23 protein-coding genes are annotated in these 25,094 nt (G+C 67.2%); 9 read left to right on the top strand and 14 right to left on the bottom strand.

Features of this window, described 5'->3' with window-relative positions; translation table 11 throughout:
* Positions 1–23: 23 nt before the first annotated feature.
* From map to ppsR (C556_RS0117785), 6 genes are all read right to left on the bottom strand, one after another.
* A complete protein-coding gene (gene map, locus C556_RS0117760) occupies positions 24–830 on the bottom strand; it encodes a type I methionyl aminopeptidase (protein ID WP_018749597.1) in 807 nt (268 codons plus the stop codon).
* Positions 831–900: 70 nt separating this feature from the next.
* Entirely contained in the window at positions 901–1,161 is a 261-nt protein-coding gene (gene minE / locus C556_RS0117765; protein ID WP_018749598.1) for a cell division topological specificity factor MinE, read from the bottom strand.
* 3 nt (positions 1,162–1,164) lie between these two features.
* Positions 1,165–1,974, bottom strand: a complete 810-nt coding sequence (minD, locus tag C556_RS0117770; protein WP_018749599.1) for a septum site-determining protein MinD — start codon at positions 1,972–1,974, stop codon at positions 1,165–1,167.
* A gap of 68 nt (positions 1,975–2,042) precedes the next feature.
* On the bottom strand, positions 2,043–2,750 hold the full coding sequence (gene minC / locus C556_RS0117775) for a septum site-determining protein MinC (protein ID WP_018749600.1): 708 nt from the start codon (positions 2,748–2,750) through the stop codon (positions 2,043–2,045).
* Positions 2,751–2,831: 81 nt separating this feature from the next.
* Positions 2,832–3,653, bottom strand: a complete 822-nt coding sequence (ppsR, locus tag C556_RS0117780; protein WP_018749601.1) for a posphoenolpyruvate synthetase regulatory kinase/phosphorylase PpsR — start codon at positions 3,651–3,653, stop codon at positions 2,832–2,834.
* A gap of 69 nt (positions 3,654–3,722) precedes the next feature.
* Positions 3,723–4,541: a posphoenolpyruvate synthetase regulatory kinase/phosphorylase PpsR gene (gene ppsR, locus C556_RS0117785; RefSeq protein ID WP_018749602.1), complete on the bottom strand. Its 819-nt coding sequence runs from the start codon at positions 4,539–4,541 to the stop codon at positions 3,723–3,725.
* A 342-nt stretch (positions 4,542–4,883) separates the two neighbouring features.
* Here ppsR (C556_RS0117785) and ppsA point away from each other — a divergent pair, with 342 nt between their 5' ends.
* The 4 genes from ppsA (at position 4,884) to C556_RS0117805 (ending at position 10,326) form a co-directional block, all read left to right on the top strand.
* Complete coding sequence (gene ppsA / locus C556_RS0117790; RefSeq protein WP_018749603.1) at positions 4,884–7,265, top strand: phosphoenolpyruvate synthase; 2,382 nt, start codon at positions 4,884–4,886, stop codon at positions 7,263–7,265.
* Positions 7,266–7,397: 132 nt separating this feature from the next.
* Positions 7,398–8,609, top strand: coding sequence for an acetylornithine/succinyldiaminopimelate transaminase (locus C556_RS0117795; protein ID WP_018749604.1), 1,212 nt, complete (start codon positions 7,398–7,400; stop codon positions 8,607–8,609).
* Positions 8,609–9,085: a dihydrofolate reductase gene (locus C556_RS0117800; protein WP_018749605.1), complete on the top strand. Its 477-nt coding sequence runs from the start codon at positions 8,609–8,611 to the stop codon at positions 9,083–9,085. Before C556_RS0117795 ends, C556_RS0117800 begins: the two co-directional genes overlap by 1 nt.
* A 224-nt stretch (positions 9,086–9,309) precedes the next feature.
* Positions 9,310–10,326, top strand: coding sequence for an LLM class flavin-dependent oxidoreductase (locus C556_RS0117805; protein ID WP_018749606.1), 1,017 nt, complete (start codon positions 9,310–9,312; stop codon positions 10,324–10,326).
* Positions 10,327–10,799: 473 nt separating this feature from the next.
* Here the strand turns inward: C556_RS0117805 and C556_RS0117815 are convergent, their stop codons facing one another.
* The 8 genes from C556_RS0117815 to rpe all read right to left on the bottom strand — a co-directional run bounded on the left by C556_RS0117815 (position 10,800) and on the right by rpe (position 19,047).
* On the bottom strand, positions 10,800–11,459 hold the full coding sequence (locus C556_RS0117815; RefSeq protein ID WP_018749608.1) for a phosphoglycolate phosphatase: 660 nt from the start codon (positions 11,457–11,459) through the stop codon (positions 10,800–10,802).
* A gap of 64 nt (positions 11,460–11,523) precedes the next feature.
* On the bottom strand, positions 11,524–11,964 hold the full coding sequence (locus C556_RS0117820) for a hypothetical protein (protein WP_018749609.1): 441 nt from the start codon (positions 11,962–11,964) through the stop codon (positions 11,524–11,526).
* On the bottom strand, positions 11,955–13,322 hold the full coding sequence (locus C556_RS21065) for a phosphatase PAP2/dual specificity phosphatase family protein (protein WP_018749610.1): 1,368 nt from the start codon (positions 13,320–13,322) through the stop codon (positions 11,955–11,957). The genes C556_RS0117820 and C556_RS21065 overlap by 10 nt, the downstream gene beginning before the upstream one ends.
* 439 nt (positions 13,323–13,761) lie before the next feature.
* Complete coding sequence (locus C556_RS0117830; protein WP_018749611.1) at positions 13,762–15,528, bottom strand: bifunctional alpha/beta hydrolase/class I SAM-dependent methyltransferase; 1,767 nt, start codon at positions 15,526–15,528, stop codon at positions 13,762–13,764.
* A 70-nt stretch (positions 15,529–15,598) separates the two neighbouring features.
* Positions 15,599–16,306 carry a lysophospholipid acyltransferase family protein gene (locus C556_RS0117835; protein WP_018749612.1) on the bottom strand — a complete coding sequence of 236 codons (708 nt, stop codon included), beginning with the start codon at positions 16,304–16,306 and terminating at the stop codon, positions 15,599–15,601.
* A gap of 368 nt (positions 16,307–16,674) precedes the next feature.
* Entirely contained in the window at positions 16,675–17,622 is a 948-nt protein-coding gene (locus C556_RS0117840; RefSeq protein WP_018749613.1) for a phosphatidate cytidylyltransferase, read from the bottom strand.
* Complete coding sequence (locus tag C556_RS0117845; protein WP_018749614.1) at positions 17,619–18,218, bottom strand: CDP-alcohol phosphatidyltransferase family protein; 600 nt, start codon at positions 18,216–18,218, stop codon at positions 17,619–17,621. Before C556_RS0117845 ends, C556_RS0117840 begins: the two co-directional genes overlap by 4 nt.
* Before the next feature lie 148 nt (positions 18,219–18,366).
* Entirely contained in the window at positions 18,367–19,047 is a 681-nt protein-coding gene (gene rpe / locus C556_RS0117850) for a ribulose-phosphate 3-epimerase (protein WP_018749615.1), read from the bottom strand.
* Between the two features lie 108 nt (positions 19,048–19,155).
* On the opposite strand from rpe, the gene apaG reads away from it, so the two are divergent.
* The 5 genes from apaG to C556_RS0117875 all read left to right on the top strand — a co-directional run bounded on the left by apaG (position 19,156) and on the right by C556_RS0117875 (position 25,022).
* Positions 19,156–19,545 carry a Co2+/Mg2+ efflux facilitator ApaG/CorD gene (gene apaG / locus C556_RS0117855; protein ID WP_018749616.1) on the top strand — a complete coding sequence of 130 codons (390 nt, stop codon included), beginning with the start codon at positions 19,156–19,158 and terminating at the stop codon, positions 19,543–19,545.
* Between the two features lie 277 nt (positions 19,546–19,822).
* A complete protein-coding gene (locus C556_RS0117860; protein ID WP_018749617.1) occupies positions 19,823–21,610 on the top strand; it encodes an ABCB family ABC transporter ATP-binding protein/permease in 1,788 nt (595 codons plus the stop codon).
* A gap of 319 nt (positions 21,611–21,929) precedes the next feature.
* Positions 21,930–23,258 (top strand): hemolysin family protein, encoded by a 1,329-nt coding sequence (locus tag C556_RS0117865; RefSeq protein ID WP_018749618.1) that lies wholly within the window; start codon positions 21,930–21,932, stop codon positions 23,256–23,258.
* A gap of 161 nt (positions 23,259–23,419) precedes the next feature.
* Positions 23,420–24,307: a protease HtpX gene (htpX, locus tag C556_RS0117870; protein ID WP_026263194.1), complete on the top strand. Its 888-nt coding sequence runs from the start codon at positions 23,420–23,422 to the stop codon at positions 24,305–24,307.
* Between the two features lie 232 nt (positions 24,308–24,539).
* Positions 24,540–25,022: a bacteriohemerythrin gene (locus C556_RS0117875; RefSeq protein ID WP_018749620.1), complete on the top strand. Its 483-nt coding sequence runs from the start codon at positions 24,540–24,542 to the stop codon at positions 25,020–25,022.
* Positions 25,023–25,094: the final 72 nt, after the last annotated feature.

Raw genomic sequence — 25,094 nt, forward strand, 5'->3', positions numbered from 1 at the left:
CCGGGCAATGCCCGGCCCCGCGTTCAACCGAGCAGCCAGCCTTCCGGGCGCGGCGGCGTGCCGTCCGACACGGTGAGGATCTCGTAGCCGGTCTCGGTGACCAGCACGGTGTGCTCCCACTGCGCCGACAGCGAGCGATCCTTGGTGACGATGGTCCAGCCGTCGGCCAGCCCTTTGATCTCGCGGCGGCCGGCGTTGATCATCGGCTCGATGGTGAAGATCATGCCGGGCTTCAGTTCCGGGCCGGTGCCGGCGCGGCCGTAATGCAGCACCTGCGGCTCTTCGTGGAACACCTGGCCGATGCCGTGGCCGCAGAATTCGCGCACCACCGAATAGCCGGCCTTCTCCGCGTACTTCTGGATGGCGGCGCCGATGTCGCCCAGATGCGCGCCGGGCTTGACCTGGTCGATGCCGATCCACATGCAGTCGAAGGTGATGCGCGCCAGCCGCTGGGCGTGGTTGGCGACCTCGCCGACATTGAACATGCGGCTGGTGTCGCCGTGGTAGCCGTCCTTGATCACGGTGACGTCGATGTTCAGCACGTCGCCGTTCTTCAGCGGCTTGTCGTTGGGAATGCCATGGCAGACCACCTGGTTGATCGAGGTGCAGACCGAGGCCGGGTAGGGCGTGTAGCCCGGCGGCGCATAGTTGAGCGGCGCGGGCGTGGTGCCCTGCACCTTCACCATGTAGTCGTGGCACAGGCGGTCCAGCTCGGCGGTGGTGACGCCCGGCTTCACGAACGGCGTGATGTAGTCGAGCACTTCGGAGGCCAGCCGGCCGGCGATGCGCATCTTGGCGATGTCTTCGGTGGTCTTGATGATGATGGGCATTGATGCTCCCCGAAAAGACAAAGAGAGGCTGCGCCTCTCTTTGTGGAATCTATGCAGTCAGTAGCGGATTTTAGCGCTTTGCCGCCTCGGGCAAAACGATATTCACTTCCAACACCTCGAAGTCGTCCTTGCGGTCGAGCTGTACCTTGATGTCGTCCGGGTTGACGGCCACGTATTTGGAGATGACCTCGATCAGCTCCTTTTGCAACTGCGGCAGGTAATCCGGGGTGTTCCGGCCGGCGCGTTCGTGGGCGAGGATGATCTGCAGGCGCTCGCGGGCAACCGACGCGCTCTTTTTCTTCTCTCCGAAAAAGTAACTGAGAATGGACATGGATCAGCCTCCGAACAGCCGTTTCCACAACGGCTGCTTCGGCGCTTCGATGAAGCGCAGGGGTTTTTCTTCGCCGAGGAAGCGGGCCACGACGTCCTTGTAGGCTTCCGACACGTCGGAATTGGCCAGGTGGATGGCCGGCGTGCCGGAGTTCGATGCCTGGAGCACGGTTTCCGATTCGGGCACCACGCCGATCAGCGGAATGCGCAGCAGGTGCTGCACGTCGTCCAGCGACAGCATCTCGCCGGTATCGACGCGCTTGGGCGAATAGCGGGTGATCAGCAGGTGGGTCTTCACCGTGCCACCTTCCTCGGCCTTGCGCGACTTGGCGTCCAGGATGCCGATGATGCGGTCCGAATCGCGCACCGAGCTGACTTCGGGGTTGGTGACGACGATGGCCTCGTCGGCGAAGTAGGCGGCCATCAGCGCGCCGGTCTCGATGCCGGCCGGGCTGTCGCAGACGATGTAGTCGAAGCCGTCGTGGATCAGGTCCTTGATCACCTTTTCCACGCCGTCGCGGCTGAGCGCGTCCTTGTCGCGGGTCTGCGAGGCGGGAAGGATGAACAGGTTGTCGCAGTGCTTGTCCTTGATCAGCGCCTGCTTGAGCGAGGCTTCGCCGTGGATCACGTTGACGAAGTCGTAGACCACGCGCCGCTCGCAACCCATGATCAGGTCGAGATTGCGCAGACCCACGTCGAAGTCGATCACGGCGGTCTTGAAGCCGCGCAACGCCAGCCCGGAGGCGAAGCTTGCGCTGGTGGTGGTCTTGCCGACACCACCCTTGCCCGAAGTTACGACGATGATTTTCGCCACTTGATGAATCCCCTAGGTTCTTTGAAACGACGGCCCCCGGCGCGGGTGCCGTGCGGTGATGGTGCGGATCAGCCCGCCAGCGCCTCGATCACCAGTTTGTCCTGGTCGAGCAACACCTGGGCCGGCTTGGATTTGAGCGACGCCGGCAATGCGTCGTCGAGCGTACGGTACACACCGCCGATGGAGACGAGTTCGGCCTCCAGACAGGTAGTGAAGATGCGCGCACTGACGTCGCCGCGTGCCCCGGCCAGGGCGCGGCCGCGCAGTGGCGCGTAAACGTGGATATTCCCGTCGGCGATCACCTCGGCGCCGGCCGACACCAGCGCCAGCACCACCAGGTCGCCGCCGCGGGCATAGACCTGCTGGCCGGTGCGCACCGGGCGGCTGACGATCATCGCCGGCACCGGCTTTTCCGGCTGGCGCGATGGCGGGACCACCGCGGCGGCCTCGTCGGACAGCACCACCAGCCCGGCTTCGCGGGCCGCCGCCTGCTGGTCGGCATTGCCGCCGCGCGCGGCCACCGGCTTGAGGCCGAACTGGCGCAGCAACTGCATCAGCGCGGAGATCTCCATTGCGCTGGGCAGGGTGGGCAGGCTGTCGAAATCGATGGCGAGCTGTTCGCCGCTGAGCATGTGCTCGCCTTCGCCCAGCTTCTCGCGCAGCGCCGTTTCCAGGCGCGCCGCATCCAGCGTGGCCGGCACGAACGACAGCAGCTTGAGCGACAGGCTCTTGAACTCGAAAGCGACCGGCGTATCGACGGAAGGGTGGAGCGGCATGGGGATCGGGCGGGGTTTGCGGGTAAAGCCGGCAGTTTACCGTCTGGCTACCGCTGGCGAAAGCGCCGCCAGCGGGGGCGGTCAGTACACCCGCCGCTTCATCCCGGTGCGATGCATGATGGTGGTCGCCAGCTCTTCGATCGACAGGCTGGTGGTGTTGAGGAATGGAATGCCGGCCTGGCGCATCAGCAGCTCGGCCTCCTCGACCTCGCGCTTGCAGATCTCGGCCGAGGCGTACTGGCTGTCCGGCTTGCGCGCGTGGCGGATCTGCGCCAGCCGCTCCGGCGAGATCGAGATGCCGAACAGCTTGTTGCGCAGCGGCATCAGCGCGCGCGGCAGCGTGTGCGCGGCGAAATCCTCGGGCGTGATCGGGTAGTTGGCGGCCTTGATGCCGTATTGCAGCGCCAGGTAGAGGCAGGTAGGCGTCTTGCCGGCGCGCGATACGCCGATCAGGATGATGTCGGCGTCGGACAGGTTGCGCGAGATGCCGCCGTCGTCGTGGCTCATCGAGTAGTTCACCGCGTCCAGCCGGGTCTGGTATTCCTCGAAGTTGGCGATGCCGTGGGCGCGGCCGGCGGTATGCGACGACTGCACGCCAAGCTCTTCCTCCAGCGGCTTGATGAAGGTCTCGAACATGTCGAGCGTCACCGCCTCGGGGATGAAGAAGCGGGCGCGCGTCTCCTCGTTGATGAAGGTGGAGAACACCACCGGCTTGCAGCCGTCGGTGCGTGCCTGCTCGCGGATCTGCGCCAGCGCCGCTTCCACCTTCTCGGGGGTGTCGATGTACGGGAGGGTGATGCGGCGGAAGCTCACCTCGTCGTCGAACTGGCTGATCAGGCTGTGGCCGAGCATCTCGGCGGTGATGCCGGTACGGCCGGAGACGAAGAACGCGGTGCGGGGCATGAAACCACTCCAGTTTGATGGACGGTGCTGCGGGGTTGTTGTGCTGCGGTTTCCCGGAGTCCGGTGCGATCAGTAGTTGCGGCGGGTCAGTCCGGCCTGGTGCATGATCGTGGTCGCCAATTCCTCGATCGAGCGCGTGGTCGAGGCCAGGTAGGGCACGCCGACGTGGCGCATCAGCGCCTCGGCCTCGTTCACCTCGAACTGACAGTTGTCGAGCGCGGCGTACTTGCTGCCCGGCTTGCGTTCCTCGCGGATCTGGGCCAGCCGCACCGGGTCGATGGTCAGGCCGAACAGCTTGTTGCGGTAGGGCAGCAACAGGCGTGGCAGCGTGTGCTGGCCGAAATCCTCGGGGGTCAGCGGGTAGTTGGCGGCCTTGATGCCGTATTGCAGCGCCAGGTAGAGACAGGTGGGCGTCTTGGCCGCGCGCGATACGCCGATCAGGATGATGTCGGCCTCGTTCAGGTCGCGCGGCATCACGCCGTCGTCGTGGATCATCGCGTAGTTCACCGCGTCGATCCGCGTCTTGTATTCCTCGAAGTTGGTGATGCCGTGCGATTTGCCCACGGTGTGCGACGATTTGCGCGACAGCTCCTGTTCCAGCGGGCCGATGAAGGCCTCGAAGAAATTCAGGGTGAAGGCTTCGTCGATCTGGAACGCGGTGCGCAACGCCTCGTCGACCATGGTGCAGAACACCAGCGGCCGGCATTGGTCCAGCCGTGCCTGCTCGCGGATCTTCTGCACCGCCTCCTGCGCTTTTTCCGGGGTGTCGACGAAGGGCAGCGTCACGCGGTGGAACTTCACGTCCTCGAACTGGGTGAGCAGGGTGTGGCCCAGCATCTCCGAAGTGATGCCGGTGCGGTCCGAGACGAAAAAAGCGGTGCGGGGCATGCGTCGCTCCAGGCATGGTTGCGCTGCACAATCGCGGCAGCATAAAGGGGCGGTGCGGGGCTGCCATTACGGGATATCCCCCATTCTGGCATTTAAGAGCCTGAACAGGCTCTAAGACGATCACCGCCAGTGTGCACCATTCACCGTGCCGCCGGCGAGGATCGCAACCGCCGTGGCCTGTCCAGGGGTACCTCGCGCCAGGGCGCGCCGCCGCTGGCTTTGCGGCAGGCGCATCAGGCGGACGCCGCCCGCCGATTCATTGTGGATTACCCCACTAGGCGCTCCCTCGTCACCGCCTAGAATGGGACCAATCCATTTTTGCAACGCACCAGAGGCCCTGCAATGAGCCCGACTCTCAGCGAACAGTACGTGATCGAGTTCTCCCACCTGCGCATGACCGACGTGGAACACGTGGGCGGCAAGAATGCCTCGCTCGGCGAAATGATTTCCCAGCTCGACGCCAAGGGCGTGCGGGTGCCCGGCGGGTTTGCCACCACCGCGCAGGGTTATCGCGAGTTTCTGGCCCACAACAACCTGGCCCGCCGCATCGACGACGTGCTGTCGTCGCTGGACGTGGACGACGTGAAGGCGCTGGCGCAGGCCGGGCGGATGATCCGCGAGCAGATCGTCGGCACGCCGTTCCCGCCGGCGCTGGAGGCCGAGATCCGCCAGCACTACGCCCTGCTGGGCGACGGCGCCACCGTGGCGGTGCGGTCGTCGGCCACCGCCGAGGATCTGCCGGACGCCTCGTTCGCCGGCCAGCAGGAAACCTTCCTCAACATCGTCGGCATCGACAACGTGCTGCACGCCATCAAGGAAGTGTTCGCCTCGCTCTACAACGACCGCGCCATCGCCTACCGCGTGCACAAGGGCTTCGACCACAAGCTGGTGGCGCTGTCGGCCGGGGTGCAGCGCATGGTGCGTTCCGACCTGGGCGCGGCCGGCGTGATGTTCTCGATGGACACCGAAACCGGCTTCGACCAGGTGGTGTTCGTCACCGCCTCGTATGGCCTGGGCGAGACGGTGGTGCAGGGCGCGGTGAATCCGGACGAGTTCTACGTGCACAAGCCCACGCTCCAGGCCGGCCGGCCGGCGCTGGTGCGCAAGCACCTGGGCGGCAAGGCGCTCAAGATGGAATTCGACACCGAGGCCCGCGCCGGGCGCTCGGTCAAGACCGTGGACGTGCCGCTCGAACAGCGTCGCCAGTTCTCGATCAGCGACGCCGAGGTCGAGGAACTGGCGCGCTACGCGCTGATCATCGAGGCGCACTACCAGCGCCCGATGGACATCGAATGGGGCCGCGATGGCGTGGACGGCAAGCTCTACATCCTCCAGGCCCGCCCCGAGACGGTGAAATCGCAGGAAAGCGCGGTCGACAAGCTGTCCAAGTTCCGCCTCAAGGAAAAGGGCGAGGTGGTGACCCACGGCCGCGCCATCGGCCAGAAGATCGGCCAGGGCAAGGTGCGGGTGATCCGCGACGTGTCGGAGATGGACAAGGTGGCGCCGGGCGACGTGCTGGTGTCCGACATGACCGACCCGGACTGGGAGCCGGTAATGAAGCGCGCCTCGGCCATCGTCACCAACCGCGGCGGGCGCACCTGTCACGCCGCCATCATCGCGCGCGAGCTGGGCATCCCGGCCGTGGTCGGCTGCGGCGACGCCACCCGCGTGCTGCGCGACGGCCAGGAAGTCACCGTCTCCTGCGCCGAGGGCGACACCGGCAACGTCTACCAGGGCCTGCTGGCGTTCGAACGCCAGGAAGTGGCGCTGGAAAAGATGCCCGTCCCGCCGGTCAAGCTGATGATGAACGTCGGCAACCCCGAGCTGGCGTTCGAGTTCTGCCAGTTGCCCAACGAGGGCGTGGGCCTGGCGCGGCTGGAGTTCATCATCAACCGCATGATCGGCGTGCACCCCAAGGCGCTGCTGGCGTATCCCAAGCTGCCGGCCGAGCTGAAGGCGCAGGTCGAGGAGCGTATGGCCGGCTATCGCTCGGCGGTCGACTTCTACGTGGACAAGCTGGGCGAAGGCATCGCCACCCTGGCGGCCGCGTTCTGGCCCAAGAAGGTCATCGTGCGCCTGTCCGACTTCAAGTCGAACGAATACGCCAACCTGCTGGGCGGGCCGATGTACGAGCCGCACGAGGAAAACCCGATGATCGGCTTCCGCGGCGCGGCGCGTTACGTCGATGCCAGCTTCCGCGATTGCTTCGAGCTGGAATGCCGCGCGGTGAAGAAGGTGCGCGACGGCATGGGGCTGACCAACGTCGAGGTGATGATCCCGTTCGTACGCACGGTGAAGGAGGCGTCCGAGGTGATCGACCTGCTGGCGGCCAACGGCCTGAAGCGCGGCGACAACGGGCTGCGCGTGATCATGATGTGCGAGATCCCCGCCAACGCCGTGCTGGCCGAGCAGTTCCTGCAATACTTCGACGGCTTCTCCATCGGCTCCAACGACATGACGCAGCTGACGCTGGGCATCGACCGCGACTCGGGGGGCCCGGTATCGGCCAGCTTCGACGAACGCAACGACGCGGTGAAGGCCATGCTGTCGATGTCGATTCGCGCCTGCCGCGCCCATGGCAAGTACGTCGGCATCTGCGGCCAGGGGCCGAGCGACCATCCCGACTTCGCGCAATGGCTGGTGGAAGAGGGCATCGAGACCATCTCGCTCAACCCCGACACCGTGGTCGAGACCTGGCTGTACCTGGCGGGTCAGGCACGCTGACGCGCGACCGCCGTTCCGGCCCCGGGCGGATGGTTCGGTCATCCGCCCGACGCACCCTCGGCGCGATATTCATCGCGCCGGGCTTGTTTTAAGATTCGGGTTTTCCGACCCGCCGCCCACAAAGGACCCGCAATGTCGCTCTCCCGCTCCGATTTCGATCAGTACATGGTGCCCAACTACGCCCCCGCCGCCTTCGTGCCGGTGCGTGGCGCCGGCAGCCGCGTCTGGGATCAGGAGGGGCGCGAGTACATCGACCTGGCCGGCGGCATCGCCGTCAACTCGCTGGGCCATTGCCACCCGGCGCTGGTCAAGGCACTGACCGAGCAGGGCAACACCCTGTGGCACGTGTCCAACGTGTTCACCAACGAGCCGGCGCTGGCGCTGGCCGAGCAACTGGTGGCGGCCACCTTCGCCGAGCGCGTGTTCTTCTGCAATTCCGGCGCCGAGGCCAACGAAGCCGCGCTCAAGCTGGCGCGCCGCGCCGCCATCGAACAGCACGGCGAGCGCAAGCACAAGGTGCTGTCCGCCTGGAACAGCTTCCACGGCCGCACCTTCTTCACCGTCTGCGTCGGCGGCCAGGCCAAGTATTCCGACGGCTTCGGCCCGCGCCCGGCCGGCATCGAACACTTCGATTTCAACGACCTCGACAGCCTCGCCCGGCTGATCGACGACGACACCGCCGCCGTCATCATCGAGCCGATCCAGGGCGAAAGCGGCGTGCTGCCCGCGTCGCGCGAATTCCTGCTCGGCGCGCGCGAACTGTGCGACAAGCACGGCGCCTATCTGATCTTCGACGAAGTGCAGACCGGCGTCGGCCGCACCGGCCACCTCTACGCCTACATGGATTACGGCGTGGTGCCGGACATCCTGAGCAGCGCCAAGGGCCTGGGCGGCGGCTTCCCGATCGGCGCCATGCTGACCACCGCCGAGCTGGCCAAGCACCTGGCGGTCGGCACCCACGGCACCACCTACGGCGGCAACGCGCTGGCCTGCGCCGTGGCCGGCGCCGCCATCCGCACCATCAACACCCCGGAAGTGCTGGGCGGCGTGTGTCGCCAGCACGACCGCGTGATCGCCGGGCTGGCGGCGCTCAACGCCCGCCACGACGTGTTCGGCGAAGTGCGCGGCAAGGGCCTGCTGATCGGCGCCGAGCTCAAGGCCGAGTACGCCGGCCAGGCGCGCGAGATCCTGGCGCAGGCCGCGTTGCAGGGCCTGATGGTGCTGATGGCCGGCCCCAACGTGATCCGCTTGGCGCCGTCGCTGGTGATCGAGGACGCCGACCTCGACGAGGGCCTGGCGCGGCTGGAACGCGCCATCGCCGCCTTCCTGGCGGCGCGCGGCTGATGTCGCTGGCATTGATCGCAGCCGTCGCCCGCAACCGGGTGATCGGCGTGGACAACCGGCTGCCGTGGCGCCTGCCGGACGACCTGAAGCGCTTCAAGGCGCTGACCATGGGCTCGCCGATGCTGATGGGCCGCAAGACCTTCGAATCGCTGCCCGGCCTGTTGCCCGGCCGCCGCCATCTGGTGGTCACGCGCAATCCGGGCTGGTCGGCGCCGGGGGCGGAAACGTTCCCCGACCTGGCCAGCGCGCGCGCGGCGGCGGGCGAGGGTACGCTGTTCGTGATCGGCGGCGGCGACATCTACCGCCAGGCGCTGCCGCTGGCCGACACGCTCTATCTCACCGAAGTCGACCTCGCGCCCGAGGGCGACGCCTGGTTCCCCGAGATCCCCGCCGGCGAATGGCGCGAGGAAGGCCGCGAAGCGCACCAGCAGGCCGACGGCGTGCGCTACGACTTCGTCACCTATCGCCGCGCCTGAACGGCAAGGCGAACCGACCCGCGCCGTGGCGCGAAGGTCGATCCACTCCAGGCCGCTCCGCGCCGGTTGAAATCCAGCGCGGGGCGCGCATCTAACGCGCAGGGTCACGCCGTTCGCGGCAAAGCCGACCTACCGGGCCGGAATGTGCCCGGTGCCCGCCACGCGTTTCGCGTCCCTTCATCCCGCACCCGCCTGTCCGTCCGCGCCGCAGGCCAGGAGCCGCCATGATTCCGTTTTCCGTTCTCGACCTCGCGCCCATCGTCGCCGGCGGCGACGCCGCCCAGGCGTTCCGCAACACGCTGGATCTGGCGCGCCATGTGGAAAAGCTGGGCTACCGGCGCTTCTGGTTGGCCGAGCACCACAACATGAGCGGCATCGGCAGCTCGGCGACCGCGGTGCTGATCGGCCACGTGGCCGGCGGCACCTCGACCATCCGCGTCGGCTCGGGCGGGGTGATGCTGCCCAACCATGCGCCGCTGGTGGTCGCCGAACAGTTCGGCACGCTGGCCTCGCTCTATCCGGGCCGCATCGACCTGGGGTTGGGGCGCGCACCGGGCACCGACCAGCGCACCGCGCGCGCCTTGCGGCGCGAGATGACCATGAGCGCCGAGACTTTCCCGCAGGACGTGCTGGAGTTGCAGGGCTATTTCGCGCCGGCCACGCCGGGGCAGGCGGTGCGCGCCGTGCCTGGCGCCGGGCTGGAGGTGCCGATCTGGCTGCTCGGCTCCAGCCTGTTCAGCGCACAACTGGCCGCGTCGCTCGGCCTGCCGTTCGCCTTCGCCTCGCATTTCGCGCCCGACTACCTGCGGGCGGCGATCGAGGTGTACCGCAGCCAGTTCCGGCCATCGGCCGCCTGGCCGAAGCCGCATGTGATGCTGGGGATCAACGTGTTCGCCGCCGACAGCGACGACGCGGCGCAGCGCCTGTTCCTGTCGCTGCAACAGCAGTTCGTCAACCTGCGGCGGGGCCAGCCGGGCCCGCTGCGCGCGCCGCAGGATTGTGAGCCGGACGACTGGTCGGAGATCGAGCGCGCCGGCGTGGCGCACGCGCTGGCCTGCGCCGTGGTCGGCTCACCGGAGACGGTGCGCCAGGGGCTGGCGGACTTCATCGCCGACACCGGCGCCGACGAGCTGATGGTCACCGGGCAGATCCACGACCACGCCGCGCGACTGCGTTCATTCGAGATCGTGGCGCAGGTTCGCGAGCAACTGGCCGGAACGCCGCGACCGTTCGCTTTCTGAAGTCGGGCCGGGGGTTGGCGCCGCCGGCCGATGCAACCGCGAGCAAAGCGAGCCTACCTCGCGGCGGCGAGGGCGGGGGGAGTGGAATCGACCAAGAAGCGCCGTTGCCGGCAGACCCGTACCGTTATGCGCCCGGCTCTGCCGGGGGCCTGATGCCGCTGGGTGATCAGCGGGAGATGCAAATTCGCCAAGGTGCGGGCGGCGAGGGCGGGGGGAGTGGAATCGACCAAGAAGCGCCGTTGTCGGCAGACCCGTACCGTTATGCGCCCGGCTCTGCCGGGGGCCTGATGCCGCTGGGTGATCAGCGGGAGATGCAAATTCGCCAAGGTGCGTGCGGCGAGGGCGGGGGGAGTGGGATGGATCAGGGGAGCCGGCCGTTTGCGCATCACAGGGCTTGCGCGCCCGGCTTGGCCGGGGGCTTGCTACCGTAAAAGCTGCGCGACCGTTGGAATGCTAGCGCCGGCTCAGTCGGCTCAGTCGATGAACTCCAGCACTTCGGAGAAGAAGCGGATCACATGGTCCGCGCCCATCTCCTGCACGTCGCGGCCATAGCCGTAGCTGACCAGCACCGACGGCGTGCCGGCGGCCTTGGCGGCCAGCACGTCGTTCTTGGAGTCGCCCACCATCAGCAGTTGCTCGGGCGACAGCGACAAGCGCTCCAGCACGAACTGCAACGGCAGCGGCGACGGCTTCTTTTCCGCCAGCGTGTCGCCGGAGACGATCACGTCGAAGCGCTCGGAGATGCCCAGTTCGCGCAGCAGCGGCAGCGTATAGCGCTCGGGCTTGTTGGTGACGATGGCCAGCGGGTATTCCAGTTCGTGCAGCGAATGCAGCGTTTCCTGGACTTCCGGGTAGAAGCGGGTGGCGATGGTGAGGCCGGCCTTGTAGTGCACGTCGAAGCGCGCCATGGCCTGCTGTTGCTCGGCGGTGTTGTGCCAGTTGGCGGCGTGGTCGCCCGCCAGGGTGCGCGCCACCAGGCTGGCGGCGCCGTCGCCGACGAAGCCCTGCACCGTCTCCTCGGCCAGCGGCGGCAGCCCCAGGTCGGCGCGCGCGGCGTTGGCGGCGCGGGCGAGATCGGCGATGGAGTCGACGAGGGTGCCGTCGAGGTCGAAGGCGAAGGCGCGAATGGTCATGGCGGGTTCCCTGGGGCAAGAGTTGCCATGATAGCGGATGCCGGCCACCGCGCTTTGCGCCGGATTATGCCCAGGCGCGCGAGATCAGGGCGATGACCCAGATCGTCGCCTGCGCGCCGCACAACAGCACGAAGACCCGGACCAGCCTGCGCGTGCCGCGCCAACGATCCGCGAGCGGGCGTGCGCCTTCCTCGGGCGCGGGGCGGCCGAACAGTTCGGCCAGCGCCTGGTCGAACGCCGCCGCGTCGGCGCCGTCCCGGTACAGCACGCGGAACAGCCGTGCATCCAGGGCCAGCCGCAGCGCCAGGTACTGCACGCCCAGGCCCAGCGTCACCACCGCGGTCATGGTCAGCCACAGCGGGAGCGGCACGCCGCCGCTCAACAGCCAGCCGGCGTGCAGGGTGAACGCCAGCGAGAGCCAGCCCAGCCGTGCGCAGCAATCCAGCAGGGCGATCAGGGTGCCGCCGGCGGTGGCGTGGGCGCGTTGTGCTTCGTTCAGGGCCATGGGATGGGCGTGGTGGCGATGATGGGGTGCGAGGCGTCGAGCGCGCGGAGGTGGGTGGTATGCAGTACCACGGCGGGGTGCGCGGCGCGCAGCCGGCGCAGCGCGTGCCCGGTGTCGGGCTCGCGGCCGCTGGCGACCAGCCATGCGGCGACGACCGTGGCGCTGCGCGACAGGCCGAGCGCGCAATGCACCAGCACGGCGCCGTGCTGCTGCCGCAGCTGTTCCAGCCGGGCGACCGCCTGCGCCAGTTCGTCCGGTGTCGGCGGCAACAGGTCGAGCAGCGGCACCGCGGCGTAGGGTTGACCCGGCAGCGCGCGGCGCGGCAGTTCGCCGCAGACGTCGAGCACGGCGGCGCAGCGGGCGAGCGTGGCGGCATCGGGATGGCAGCCGAGCCACACCTCGTCGTCGACCCGCGTCAGCCGTGCCAGCCGGGGCCGATACAGGCGGAACGAGCACCACGCGCCCAGGCGATGCGGTGCCAGCAGCAGCCACGCCGCCAGCGTCTGCCGGCCGGCGGCATCCTTCTGGAACACCGCCGGCCCGGCATGACCGTAGCCCCAGGCCAGCAATGCCAGCGCCCAGGCCGGCCACAGCAACAGCCAGCTCCAGCCGCCCCAGTACAGCGCGGGCGACAGCAACGCCAGCCCGCCGATGGCGTAGCAAGCGGCCAGCCGACGCGCGCGCGCCGGATCGGCGCTGCGCCAGCGCGGCCAGCCATGCGGCGGCATCGGCAGCGCGTAGGCAATGAACAACCCCACCGCCAAGCCGCTGACCACGTCGATCATGTGGTGCTGCCAGGTGGTCAGCACCGACAGCCCGATCAGGAAGAACCAGCCGTGCAGCAACGGCCGCCAGCCGCGCGGGGTGTGCGCGGCATAGCGCAGCCACAGCAGCCACAGCAACGAGATATGCAGCGACGGCGCCTGGTTGTACGGCAGGTCGAACGCGGTCAGCGAATCGAACAGCGCGCCGAATACGCCGTCGGTATCGGGTCGGACGAACGAGAAGCGCAGTGGGAACAGCAGGAAGCCGACCACCGAGATCGCGGTCGCCGCCGCCAGCCGCAGCGCATGGGTGTCCAGCTCGCGCCGGTCCAGGCACAGGAACAACGACGCCGCATACAGCAGATCGATGCTCCAGTACGGCACGATGGTCCACGGCCAGAACGGAATATGCCGCTCCCAGCCGTAGACCAGACTGGGGACCTGCGGCAGTTGCGCGGTATACCAGTTGGCGAAGCCATAGGCGCCGAAGAAGAAGGGCCCCAGGAACAACAGCCAGAGTAGCGCGCGCCGCCACGGCCGGCCCGGAGCGGCCGCCGCAACCGGCACGGAAGGAATCAGCGGATCAACAGACATGGGCCGTATGCTCCTGGGCAACGCGAGGTTCGCTCGCGGCGCCGAAGACGGTAGGGGTGGAATCGATCAAGGCACGCCACCGGATCGCCGCAAGCTTGGTTGAGAGCGCCCCCGGATGGCTGGTGCATCTGGCGGACGGATCGCGGACTCGTCCAGGCGCCCCAAGCAAAGCGAGGCCCCCTCGCGGCGGCGAGGGCGGGGGGGATTCGACCAGGAAGCGCCGGTGCTGGCATGCCACGGCTGTCGCGTCCCCGGCTTCGCCCGGGGGCTTGCCACATCAGACCAACCACCCAGCATGAATCGAGCGCCAACCGAGCGCAGCGAGGCTCCCTCGCGGCGGCGAGGGCGGGGGGAGTGGATTCGATCAGGAAGCGTCGGTGCTGGTGCCACAGCCCCGCTTCGCGCCCGGCTGTGCCGGGGGCTTGCTCCAGGTGGCTTTTCATACACGAGCGAGAGGTTCACCCAGACGCTGCGCCAGCGCCACACTGAAAATCCCCCACTGGTCGATGCGCTGGACCAGCTTGCGAAAGCCGGCGGCCTCCACCAGCGCGTCCATCTCGGCCTGGGTGCGGCGGCGCATGATCCAGGGCTTGCCGTCACGGTGACTGGTCAGCGCGCGGGCGATCATCTCCAGTTGCGGGTGCCACGGCTGGTTGGTGTAGATCAGGTAGCCGCCGGGCGGCACGGCGTCGGCCAGGCCCTTGAGCGAGGCGAGGATCGGCGCGTTTTCGGGGAACAGCTCATACAGGCCGGAGACGATGGCCAGCGTCGGGCGCGGCGCCAGCGTGGAGAGACTGTCGCGGTCGAACGCGTCGCCCTGGACGAAACGCGCCTTGTGCGCCAGCCCGCGCTCGGCGATCAGCCGGCTGCCGGCTTCGACGTTGAGCGGGCTGTAGTCGCGCAGCAGGATCTGCTCGGCGTCGGGCACCTGGGACAGCGCGTCGAGGACGTAGCGGCCATGCCCGGCGGCGATGTCCACCACGCGGATCGATTCGCCGCTCTGCTTCAGCCGCGCGGCGGCATCCTGGATCAACTGTTCCAGGTGCGTCTTGCGCACGCGGATGCCGCGCCAGCCGATGCTGTCCAGGTAGACCTTGTCGGCCAGCCGGCCCAGCGGCGTGTGGCCCTGCACCCGGTTGCGGTAGACGTAGTCGAGCGTGCTGCCGGAGTCGAAGCCGGTTTGCAGCCCCAGCTTGATGCCGTGCGACAGGCTGCCCAGCGAGCGCATGTTGAGCCGGGTCAGCCGGTAATACAGCGCCTTGGGCGACAGCGACGGCAGCGGTTGCTGCAAGGTGCGGTATTCGTGCGCGGTATAGCCGTGGCGGTCGGCGACGGCGTAGTCCGGTTGCGGTGCGGGGGCGGCGTACAGCCGGTCGAGAAAGTCGCGGATCAGGACAAAGGCGCGCTCGCGCTCCAGTTCGCCCAGCGTGTCGTGATAGAAGCCTTCCAGCACGTGCTTTTCCTTGACCGCGCTGCCCAGGCGCTCGAAGAACGCGTGTTGCGGTGCGTGCTGTACCACCCAGTCGGCGCCGGAGATCAGCAGCTGCGTCGGCACGGTGATCGCGCCCGCATCGGCCACCACCCGTTCGGCGGCCTCGTACAACGCCAGCAGGATATGCGAGGCGATGGGGCGGGTGATCAGCGGATCGTTGTCGTAGGAGGCAATGCGCGCCGGGTCGTGGGTCAAGAATCTGGCCTTGACGTAGCTGTTGACGAAGAACTGCCCGCGCAGCTTTTCCAGCACGCGCAGGCCGGGGCGCGCCAGCGGCACGTACAGCTTCACCTCGAACGCCGGCGACGCCAGCACCATGCCGCGGATCTTCGGCGCGTAGTCGTGCACCCAGGTGGACACCAGCACCGCGCCGACGCTCTGCGCGATCACGGTGATCTGCTCGATGGGCACGCCGGATACCTCGGACGCGTGCCGCACGAAATCGTCCACATCGCGCACCGAGGCGGCCAGGCTGGGGCTGAAGCCGCGCGGCCCGGGCGAGCGACCGTGGCCGCGCGCATCCCAGGCGAACATCGGCACGTCCGGCAGGGCCAGCTCGTCCACCACGTGTTGCAGGCGCCCCGAATGCTCGTGGCCGCGATGGAACAACACGATGGCGCGGCTGGGCTGGGTGCCCTGCGTGGCCGGCCAGTAACGGTAGAACAGGTGCTGCTGGTCGAAGGTCTGGAACTGACGTTCTTCGGCTTGACGCATGGATTGACTCCTCGGCGTGGATTCACGCGACATCAGAGGGCCGGCCCCGTCGGGCCGACAAGGTGGCGCATCACTTGCCATGCACCGCGTTTCGGTGCACGGGCGCTTCGTCGGCCAGCCCGGCCGCTTTCTTCTGCAAGGCCACGAAGCGGCCCTGCACCTCGGCCTTGAAGGCGGCCTTGTCCTCCTGCCACGGCAACGGGCGGTCGACGTGTACATCGACGAAGAACGGCACCGGAATGCGCGAACCCTTGCCCATCGAGCGTCCCAGTCCGTGCATGTACACCGGCACGATCGGCACTTCGGGAAAGCGTCGCCCCAGGAACCACAGCCCGGATTTCACCTCGGACAGCCGCTCCGGCTCGCCGCGCGTGCCCTCGGGGAACAACACCAGGATCCGCCCGGCCGCCAGCGCGTCGTAGCAACCGGCCAGCGGATCGACGCTCTTGCTTGCGCCGCCGCGGATCACCGGGATGATGCCGACCACGTGGGTGGCGAACCACGCCAGCGCGCGGCTGCGCAGGAAGTAATCCGCCGCCGCCGCCGGCCGCACGTTCAGCACCCGCGACAACGGGAACAAGGTGTACAGCGTGAGGATGTCCAGATGGCTGTTGTGGTTGGCGACGACGATGGCCGGCCCGCGCAGCGGCAACCGCTCGCGATGACGGATCGCCAGCCCCAGCCACACCAATGTCACCGGCCACGCCACCCCGACCACGAAGCCCAGCCGCAGCACCGCGTGCCACAGCCGTCGCAGGAACGAGGGCCGATCAGTCATGGCGGACCTCCGACACATCCGCCACCGAGCAGGCGGTTTTGATCTGCTTTTGGGACCACCACAGCAGGCTCGACAAACCAGCATTTCGAGCAAAGCGAGGCCCCCTCGCGGCGGCGAGGGCGGGGGGAGTGGAATCGATCGGGGAGCGCCGGTGTCGGCATCCCAAGGTGGTTGAGCGCCCGGCTTTGCCGGGAGCTTGCGTCAGGCAGCACGCCCTCGGCGGTTGCTTAATCGCCAAGGCGCGCGCGGGGGGCGTGGAATCGAGCAGGGAGTGCCGGTGCTGGCATTCCACAGATGCCGAGCCCCCGGCTCTGCCGGGGGCCTGCTTCCCCTTACTCATCTGCAATGCGCGCATATAAACCCGGCACTCAATAGTACAGATAACGCAAATAGTGGAAAAACAGCGGCGCGGTGTAGGTCAGCGAATCCAGCCGGTCGAGGATGCCGCCGTGGCCCGGCAGCAGGTCGCCGCTGTCCTTGACGCCGAGGTCGCGCTTGACGGCGGACATCACCACGTCGCCGACGAACCCGGTCACGCCGATCAGCAGGCCGGCCACGGTGGCGTGGACGGTGGACATCGGCGTCAGCACCGGGCCCAGCAGGCAGCCCAGCACCGTAGTGGTGGCCACTCCGCCCAGGAAGCCCGCCACCGTCTTGTTGGGGCTGACCTTGGGAATCACCTTGATCCGGCCCAGGCTCTTGCCCCACAGGTACTGCGCCACGTCGTTGAACTGGGTGAGCGCCACCAGGAACAGCACCAGCAGCGCGCCGTCGCCCTTCATGCTGCCGGTGACGTCGCTGGGCAGCACCAGCAGATAAGCCATGTGCGACAGACTGAACACCGTGGTCATCAGCCCCCAGTGCAGCGTGGACGCCGCGCGCAGGAAGCCCTGGGTGTCGCCCAGCAGCACCATGCGCATCGGCAGGAACAGAAACGCATACACCGGGATGAAGATGATGAACATGCCGTACCAGCCGTCCCAGATCCAGAAATACTGGATCGGAATCGCCAGGTAGGCCCACAGCAGCGGCAGGTGGTCGGCGCGGCGTGTCGGCACCAGCGTCAGGTATTCCTTGAACGCCAGGAAACTGACGAAGCCCAGCACCAGCAGCGACACGGTGCGGTTGACCGAGATCGCCAGCACGAACACCGCGACGATCCACCACCAGGTGCGCACGCGCTGGCGCAGTTCCAGCCAGTTCTTCTGCGGAAAGCGCCAGCCCAGCACGGCCACGCTGGCGCTGGCCGCCAGCAGCACGGCGCCGATGATCAGCAGCGCGTGGAACAGCGTGTCGGAAATCGGGAACGGATTCATGCCGGCTCCTTCAGTGCGGCGCGGGCGCGGTTGAGGCAGGTCAGGGCGGACAGCGCCGCCAGCGCCCAGAACAGCCAGCCGCTCCAGGCCAGCGCCGGCGCATACAGGTTGATCGCCAGGGCGTAGGCGCCGAGCGCGAAGGCGCGGTCGCTCTTGCCCAACGGGCCGTCGTAGCGCCGTGGTGCGCCGATGGTCTGGCCGGCGACGCCGACGAACTCGCTGAGATTGGCCAGCAGCACCATCACCACCACGGCGGCGGGGGCGGCGCCGGGCAGCAGCGCGAACGGCAGGTAGAGCGCGGCGTCGGACAGCACGTCGCCCACCTCGTTGAGCAGCGCGCCCAGGCGCGACTGCTGGGCGAATTCGCGCGCCAGCATGCCGTCGATGGCGTTGAGCGCCATGCGGATGAACAGGAACGGGGGCAGCAGCAGGAACCACAGCGGGTCGGGGTACAGCGCCAGGACAACGCCCAGGGCCAGCGACAGCAGCAACGCCAGCAAGGTCACCTGGTTGGCGGTCATGCCCGCGCCGGCCAGCCCGCGCAGCAACGGGCGCAGCAGCGCCTGGAAGCGCGGCTTCAGATCGTAAAGCGTCATGAGTGGAAGCTTGTTATTGGTTTTGTGACGGTGAAGTGATGCGGATGGTGTTACCAAACTTGCATAAGTGCAAGCTTTTCTTGGTTTTGAGTAAGCTTCAAAACAAAAAGCCGGCCATGGTGGCCGGCTTTCGCACTGGGATGCCGCTTCAGATCGCCTTGGCGATCTCTCCCCGCATCTGGTCGATGATCGCCTTGTAGTCCGGGTGACCGAAGATGGCCGAGCCGGCGACGAAGGTGTCGACCCCGGCGGCGGCGATCTCGCCGATGTTGTCCACCTTCACCCCGCCGTCGATCTCCAGGTGGATGCGGCGGCCGCTCTTTTCCTCGTAGGCGTCGAGCCGGGCGCGGCAGGCGCGGGCCTTGTCCAGCATGGCGGGAATGAACGACTGGCCGCCGAAGCCGGGGTTCACCGACATCAGCAGCACCATGTCCACCTTGTCCAGCACGTAGTCGAGGTAATCCAATGGCGTGGCGGGGTTGAACACCAGCCCCGCCTGACAGCCGTGATCGCGGATCAGGCCCAGCGTGCGGTCCACGTGTTCCGAGGCCTCGGGGTGGAAGGTGATGATGCTGGCGCCGGCCTTGGCGAAATCGGGCGCGATGCGGTCCACCGGCTTGACCATCAGGTGCACGTCGATGGGCACGGTGGCGTAGGGCTTGATCGCTTCGCACACCAGCGGGCCGATGGTCAGGTTGGGCACGTAATGGTTGTCCATCACGTCGAAGTGGATCAGGTCGGCGCCCGCGGCGATCACGTTCTTGACTTCCTCGCCCAGGCGAGCGAAATCGGCGGAAAGGATGCTGGGGGCGATGCGATGGCTGTGCATGGGCGTTCCCGGACGGTTGGCGATCCTGCGATTGTAGCCGCTGCCGCCGGCCGTTTGCCGGCACCGCCTGTTAAGATTGCGCAGACGCAAACCCCGGAGCGCCGGCAGATGACAGACGAGGACGACGACAAGTACCGCGTGACGGTGGACCCGCGCGCCATGTATATGGCCGAGCAATCGGACGAGGAAGGCGAGCGCTACGTGTTCGCCTACCACATCACCATCACCAACCTCGGCTCGGCCACGGTGCAGCTGGTGTCGCGCCACTGGGTGATCCGCGACATGCACGACAAGGTGCAGGAAGTGCGCGGCCTGGGCGTGATCGGCGAACAGCCGGTGCTGGAGCCCGGGCAGTCGTTCGAGTACATGAGCGGCGCCACCCTGGAAACCCCGGTGGGCACCATGCGCGGCTGCTACCAGATGCGCGCCGTCGACGGTACCGAGTTCGAGACCGACATCCCCGAGTTCGTGCTGTCCATCCCCCGCACCCTGCACTAGGGTGAATCGACCTTCAAACGTGGGTGCGAAGGACGAAGGCCGGGCGCAGGGCTGCGTTGCGCCTCGCTTGCGGGGATTGCCCCGCGGCACTCGGCACGCCTTGCCCTGCATCCCGGGCTTCGTCCTTCCCTGCGGGTTGGTCCGTGGCCAACGCATCCCGCGTTGGAAGGTCGATTCACCCCGGGCGGCCCGCGCCGCCCGCTCCGCGGCGGCTTGCAGCCTTGCAATGCCGTCGCCGCGCCCCTATCTGTAGCCGATTCCCCCGCAGGACCCGCCCATGGCCGACACCCCCGCCCGCCGCAACGACTGGAACACGCTGCGCACCCTGTTCCCCTACCTGTGGCGCTACAAGAACCGCGTGCTGCTGGCGCTGGCACTGCTGATCGCCGCCAAGTTCGCCAACGTGGCGGTGCCGCTGGTGCTCAAGGACATCGTCGACGTGCTGGACGGCAGCAAGGGGGCGCTGGTGATGCCGCTGGCGCTGGTGATGGCCTACGGCGCGCTGCGCATGTTCTCGTCGGTGTTCGGCGAACTGCGCGACGCGGTATTCGCCAAGGTGGCGCAAGGGGCGATCCGCAAGGTGGCGCTGGAGGTGTTCGAGCACCTGCACGCGCTCAGCCTGCGCTTCCACCTGGAGCGCCAGACCGGCGGCATGAGTCGCGACATCGATCGTGGCACCAAGGGCATCGCCTTCCTGTTGAACTTCATGCTGTTCAACATCCTGCCGACCCTGGTCGAGATCGTGCTGGTGGCGGTGATCCTGCTGCAACGCTACGACTGGTACTTCGCCGCGATCACCTTCGGCACCATCGTCATCTACATCGGCTTCACCCTCGGGGTGACCGAATGGCGCATGGCGTTCCGCCGCCAGATGAACGACATGGATTCCAAGGCCAACACCAAGGCCATCGACAGCCTGCTCAACTACGAGACGGTCAAGTACTTCGGCAACGAGCGCTGGGAATCCGAGCGCTTCGACGCCAGCATGGCGCAGTACGAAGCGGCGGCGGTGAAGAACCAGGTGTCGCTGTCGCTGCTCAACGCCGGCCAGGCCGTGATCATCGCGTTGGGTGTCACCGCGCTGGTGTGGCTGGCCGCCGCCGAGGTGGTGGCCGGCACCATGACGCTGGGCGATCTGGTGCTGGTGAATGCCTTCCTGTTGCAGCTCTACGCGCCGCTCAACTTCCTGGGCTTCGTCTATCGCGAGATCAAGCACTCGCTGGCCGACATGGAGCGCATGTTCACCCTGTTGCACCAGAACGCCGAGGTCGGCGATGCGCCGGATGCCCAGGCGCTGCGCGCCGGCGAAGCGCGCGTGGCCTTCGAGCACGTGGATTTCGGCTACGAGCGCAACCGGCAGATCCTGCACGACGTGAGCTTCACCATCCCCGCCGGCGGCACGCTGGCGGTGGTGGGGGCGAGCGGGGCGGGCAAATCCACGCTGTCGCGGCTGATGTTCCGCTTCTACGATGCCTGGGCCGGGCACATCACCATCAATGGCATCGACCTCCGGCAACTGACGCAGGAATCGCTGCGCGCGCATATCGGCATCGTTCCGCAGGACACGGTGCTGTTCAACGACAGCATCTACTACAACATCGCCTACGGCCGGCCCGGCGCCACGCGCGAAGAGGTGATCGAGGCCGCGAAATCCGCCCACATCCACGACTTCGTCACCCGTCTGCCCGAAGGCTTCGACACCCTGGTCGGCGAGCGCGGGCTGAAGCTGTCCGGCGGCGAGAAGCAGCGGGTGGCGATCGCCCGCACCATCCTCAAGAACCCGCCGATCCTGATCTTCGACGAGGCCACCAGCGCGCTCGACTCCAAGACCGAGAAAGCGATCCAGGCCGAACTGCGCGAGATCTCGGCCAACCGCACCACGCTGATCATCGCCCACCGGCTGTCCACGGTGGCCGATGCCGACGAGATCATCGTGCTCGACGGCGGCCGGGTGGTGGAGCGCGGCACCCATCGCGCGCTGCTGGCGGCCGAGGGCGCGTATGCCCGGCTGTGGGCGCTGCAACTGCACGAGCAGCACGATGCCGACGCGCCGCCGCCGGCCTGATCCGGCCGCTGCGGCAACGCTCGGTGGCAGCTGACAGCCGCGTGGAATCGCGTGGCGCAACCCCTTTCGTCAGGGGCTATAACGGCAGACAGCACCGTGGAATTGCGGTAGATTCGCAACGTCATTCATTCACCCAAGGAGTAACGGGGCCTGTCTTGTCCCCGCGTATGAGTCGACCTCGATCTTGGCGCTTCGATGCGCAACCTGGGCCGATGCCCGCCATCTTTTCCGATCACGCCCACTTTGCCGTGATCCTCCGCCCGCCAGCGACCTCGCTCCGCCCGAACCGCGGCGCTCGCCCAACCGAAGGGGAGCCGTCGTGGAAATCCTGATTCTTCTTGGCCTGATCCTGCTCAATGGCGTATTCGCCATGTCCGAGATCGCGCTGGTCACCGCGCGTCGCGCCCGTCTGGCCAAGCTGGCCGAGAATGGCGACGTCGCCGCTGCCGCCGCCATCAAGCTCGGCGACGATCCCACCCGCTTCCTGTCCACCATCCAGATCGGCATCACCTCGATCGGCGTGCTGTCCGGGATCATGGGCGAAGCCGCCTTGGCCGAGCCCTTCGCCCTCTGGCTGGAATCGCTGGGCCTGCCCACGCAGGTGAGCGAAACCGGCGCCACCGTGATCGTGGTCGCCGTGGTGACGTACTTTTCGATCGTGCTGGGCGAACTGGTGCCCAAGCGCGTCGGCCAGATCAATCCCGAGGCGATCGCCCGGCTGGTGTCGCGGCCGATGGAAAGCCTGGCCTTCCTGGCGCGCCCGTTCGTGATCCTGCTGTCGTTTTCCACCACCACCGTGCTGCGCACGCTGGGGGTGAAGAGCACCGCCGGCCCGTCGGTGACCGAGGACGAGATCCACGCCATGCTGGAGGAAGGCTCCGAGGCCGGCGTGATCGAGCAGAACGAGCATGCGCTGCTGCGCAACGTGTTCCGCCTGGACGACCGCCAGATCGCCTCGCTGATGATTCCGCGCTCGGACATGATCTACCTCGATCTGGAAGACGAGCCGGAGATCAACCTGGCCAAAGTGGCCGAGGCCGACTACACCCGCTTCCCGGTGTGCCGTGGCGGGCTGAGCAACGTGCTGGGCATCGTCAGCGCCAAGGATCTGTTGCAGCAGACGCTGGGCGGCAAGCCAATCGACCTGCCGGCCACGCCGTTGCGCCCGGCGGTGTTCGTGCCGGAAACGCTGACCGGCATGGAACTGCTGGAACAGATCCGTGCCTCCGGCGTCGAGATGATCTTCGTCGTCGACGAATACGGCGAAGTGCAGGGCCTGGTGACGTTGCAGGACGTGCTCGAAGTGATCACCGGCGAATTCATGCCGCACGACACCGAAAACGCCTGGGCGGTGGAGCGCGAGGACGGCTCCTGGCTGCTCGACGGCCTGATCCCCATCCCCGAGCTGAAGGACAAGCTGGAGCTGGGTACCGTGCCCGAGGAGGACAAGGGCCGTTACCACACCCTCTCCGGCATGATGATGCTGCTGCTGGGCCGCCTGCCGCATACCGCCGACATCGCCACCTGGGAAAACTGGCGGCTGGAAGTGGTGGACATGGACGGCAAGCGCATCGACAAGGTGCTCGCCAGCCGCATCGTGCTCGCCGACGATGAACCACCCGCGGGCGAGTCGGTCACAGGCTCCTAGGGCGACCTGCTTGTCCAGTCCCCCGGACGGGTGAAGCGGTGTTCCGCGCCCGTCCGGCGGCGAGTCGCCCCGGCGCCCCCCTTGAATCCATGCCGTGAATCCATACATCCATCCAGACGCGGGCAATCGCGTGCACCTTCGATAAAAGACGAGAGAGGATCATGAAACGAGTCGTTCTGTTCATTGCCACCAACCTTGCGGTGATGCTGGTGCTCAGCGTCGTGGCCAGTCTGCTGGGGGTGAACCGCTATCTCACCGCCAACGGCCTGAACCTCGGTGCGCTGCTGGTGCTGGCCGGCATCTTCGGCTTCGGCGGCGCCTTCATCTCGCTGTTCATGTCCAAGATGATGGCCAAGTGGAGCACCGGCGCGCAGGTGATCGAAACGCCGCGCAACCCCAGCGAGCGCTGGCTGGTCGATACCGTGGCCAAGCTGGCGCAACGCGCCCAGATCGCCATGCCGGAAGTGGCGATCTACGACGGTGCGCCCAATGCCTTCGCCACCGGCCCCAGCAAGAACAACTCATTGGTCGCCGTTTCCACCGGCCTGTTGCAGACCATGAACAAGGAAGAGGTCGAGGCGGTACTGGCGCACGAGGTCGCGCACGTGGCCAACGGCGATATGGTCACGCTGACGCTGATCCAGGGCGTGGTGAACACCTTCGTGTTCTTCCTGGCGCGCGTGGTCGGCTACTTCGTCGATTCCTTCCTCAAGCGCAACGACGACAACGCGCAACCGGGGCAGGGCATCGGCTTCTTCGTCACGGTGATCGTCTGTGAAATCGTGTTCGGCATCCTGGCCAGCATCATCGTCGCGTTCTTTTCGCGTCATCGCGAATACCGCGCCGACGAGGGCGCCGCGCGCTACCTGAACACGCCGCAGCCGATGATCAACGCGCTGCGCCGCCTGGGTGGCCTGGAAGCGGGCGAACTGCCGTCCAACATGGCGGCCTCCGGCATCGCCGGTGGCGCGCATGGCCTGATGGCGCTGTTCGCCAGCCACCCCAGCATCGAGCAACGCATCGCCGCGTTGCAGACCGCCGCGCGCTGATCGCGACATCCGCTGTAAAAAAGCCCCGGCATGCCGGGGCTTTTTGCTGGGCGTCGCCAATGTCCGGATAGTAAATCGCCGTATCGTGCTTTGATCGAAATCGCCGGAATCGGCAGGCGTTGATGTTTTTGACCATCGGCTTGACGTGCGTCAAGGTGTGGCCCGGCTCAGCCATTAGCCTCGACCCCTTCCACGTGGGTACACCACCGCGTAATGCAACAAAGGAAAGGCTATGAGTCAGGAGCAGGAACTGTTTCACTGGACCGGGGAATTCAGCATCGGCCTGGAGGAGATCGACGAGCAGCACATGGAGCTGGTGCGGCTGCTCAACGAATTGCACCAGGCCATCATCGAGCGCCACGCCACCTCCACCTGTCGCGAGATCCTCGGCGCGCTCACCGACTACACCCGCACCCACTTCGCGGTCGAGGAAAGCCTGATGCGCATCTCGGGCTATCCCGAATTCGCCGAGCACAAGCAAAGCCACGAAGACCTGATCGCGCAGGTGCTGGCGTTGCAGGACAAGCTGGATTCGGGCGAAGCCAGGATCACCTTCGAACTGCTGCACTTCCTCAAGCAGTGGCTGATCCATCACATCAACGAATCCGACCGGCGTTTCGGCCAGTACTTCCTGAAGGCGGGCGGACGTCCGCGCGGTTCGGCGGAGTTCAAGGCGGCAATGCGCGAGCGCAAGCCGTGGTGGAAGATCTGGTGAATCCGATTGGCGGGACGCGCTTCCTCGCGCCTGTATGAAGCAGACACGGCCGCCGGATCATGTCCGTGCGGC

Origin of the sequence: Chitiniphilus shinanonensis DSM 23277 (assembly GCF_000374805.1) — a bacterium.
GTDB lineage: Bacteria > Pseudomonadota > Gammaproteobacteria > Burkholderiales > Chitinibacteraceae > Chitiniphilus > Chitiniphilus shinanonensis.

Coding starts and splice junctions, on each gene's coding strand:
- map (WP_018749597.1), bottom strand. CDS start 830: ATGCCCATCATCATCAAGACCACCGAAGACATCGCCAAGATGCGCATC.
- minE (WP_018749598.1), bottom strand. CDS start 1,161: ATGTCCATTCTCAGTTACTTTTTCGGAGAGAAGAAAAAGAGCGCGTCG.
- minC (WP_018749600.1), bottom strand. CDS start 2,750: ATGCCGCTCCACCCTTCCGTCGATACGCCGGTCGCTTTCGAGTTCAAG.
- ppsR (WP_018749601.1), bottom strand. CDS start 3,653: ATGCCCCGCACCGCGTTCTTCGTCTCCGGCCGTACCGGCATCACCGCC.
- ppsR (WP_018749602.1), bottom strand. CDS start 4,541: ATGCCCCGCACCGCTTTTTTCGTCTCGGACCGCACCGGCATCACTTCG.
- ppsA (WP_018749603.1), top strand. CDS start 4,884: ATGAGCCCGACTCTCAGCGAACAGTACGTGATCGAGTTCTCCCACCTG.
- C556_RS0117795 (WP_018749604.1), top strand. CDS start 7,398: ATGTCGCTCTCCCGCTCCGATTTCGATCAGTACATGGTGCCCAACTAC.
- C556_RS0117800 (WP_018749605.1), top strand. CDS start 8,609: ATGTCGCTGGCATTGATCGCAGCCGTCGCCCGCAACCGGGTGATCGGC.
- C556_RS0117805 (WP_018749606.1), top strand. CDS start 9,310: ATGATTCCGTTTTCCGTTCTCGACCTCGCGCCCATCGTCGCCGGCGGC.
- C556_RS0117815 (WP_018749608.1), bottom strand. CDS start 11,459: ATGACCATTCGCGCCTTCGCCTTCGACCTCGACGGCACCCTCGTCGAC.
- C556_RS0117820 (WP_018749609.1), bottom strand. CDS start 11,964: ATGGCCCTGAACGAAGCACAACGCGCCCACGCCACCGCCGGCGGCACC.
- C556_RS21065 (WP_018749610.1), bottom strand. CDS start 13,322: ATGTCTGTTGATCCGCTGATTCCTTCCGTGCCGGTTGCGGCGGCCGCT.
- C556_RS0117830 (WP_018749611.1), bottom strand. CDS start 15,528: ATGCGTCAAGCCGAAGAACGTCAGTTCCAGACCTTCGACCAGCAGCAC.
- C556_RS0117835 (WP_018749612.1), bottom strand. CDS start 16,306: ATGACTGATCGGCCCTCGTTCCTGCGACGGCTGTGGCACGCGGTGCTG.
- C556_RS0117840 (WP_018749613.1), bottom strand. CDS start 17,622: ATGAATCCGTTCCCGATTTCCGACACGCTGTTCCACGCGCTGCTGATC.
- C556_RS0117845 (WP_018749614.1), bottom strand. CDS start 18,218: ATGACGCTTTACGATCTGAAGCCGCGCTTCCAGGCGCTGCTGCGCCCG.
- rpe (WP_018749615.1), bottom strand. CDS start 19,047: ATGCACAGCCATCGCATCGCCCCCAGCATCCTTTCCGCCGATTTCGCT.
- apaG (WP_018749616.1), top strand. CDS start 19,156: ATGACAGACGAGGACGACGACAAGTACCGCGTGACGGTGGACCCGCGC.
- C556_RS0117860 (WP_018749617.1), top strand. CDS start 19,823: ATGGCCGACACCCCCGCCCGCCGCAACGACTGGAACACGCTGCGCACC.
- htpX (WP_026263194.1), top strand. CDS start 23,420: ATGAAACGAGTCGTTCTGTTCATTGCCACCAACCTTGCGGTGATGCTG.
- C556_RS0117875 (WP_018749620.1), top strand. CDS start 24,540: ATGAGTCAGGAGCAGGAACTGTTTCACTGGACCGGGGAATTCAGCATC.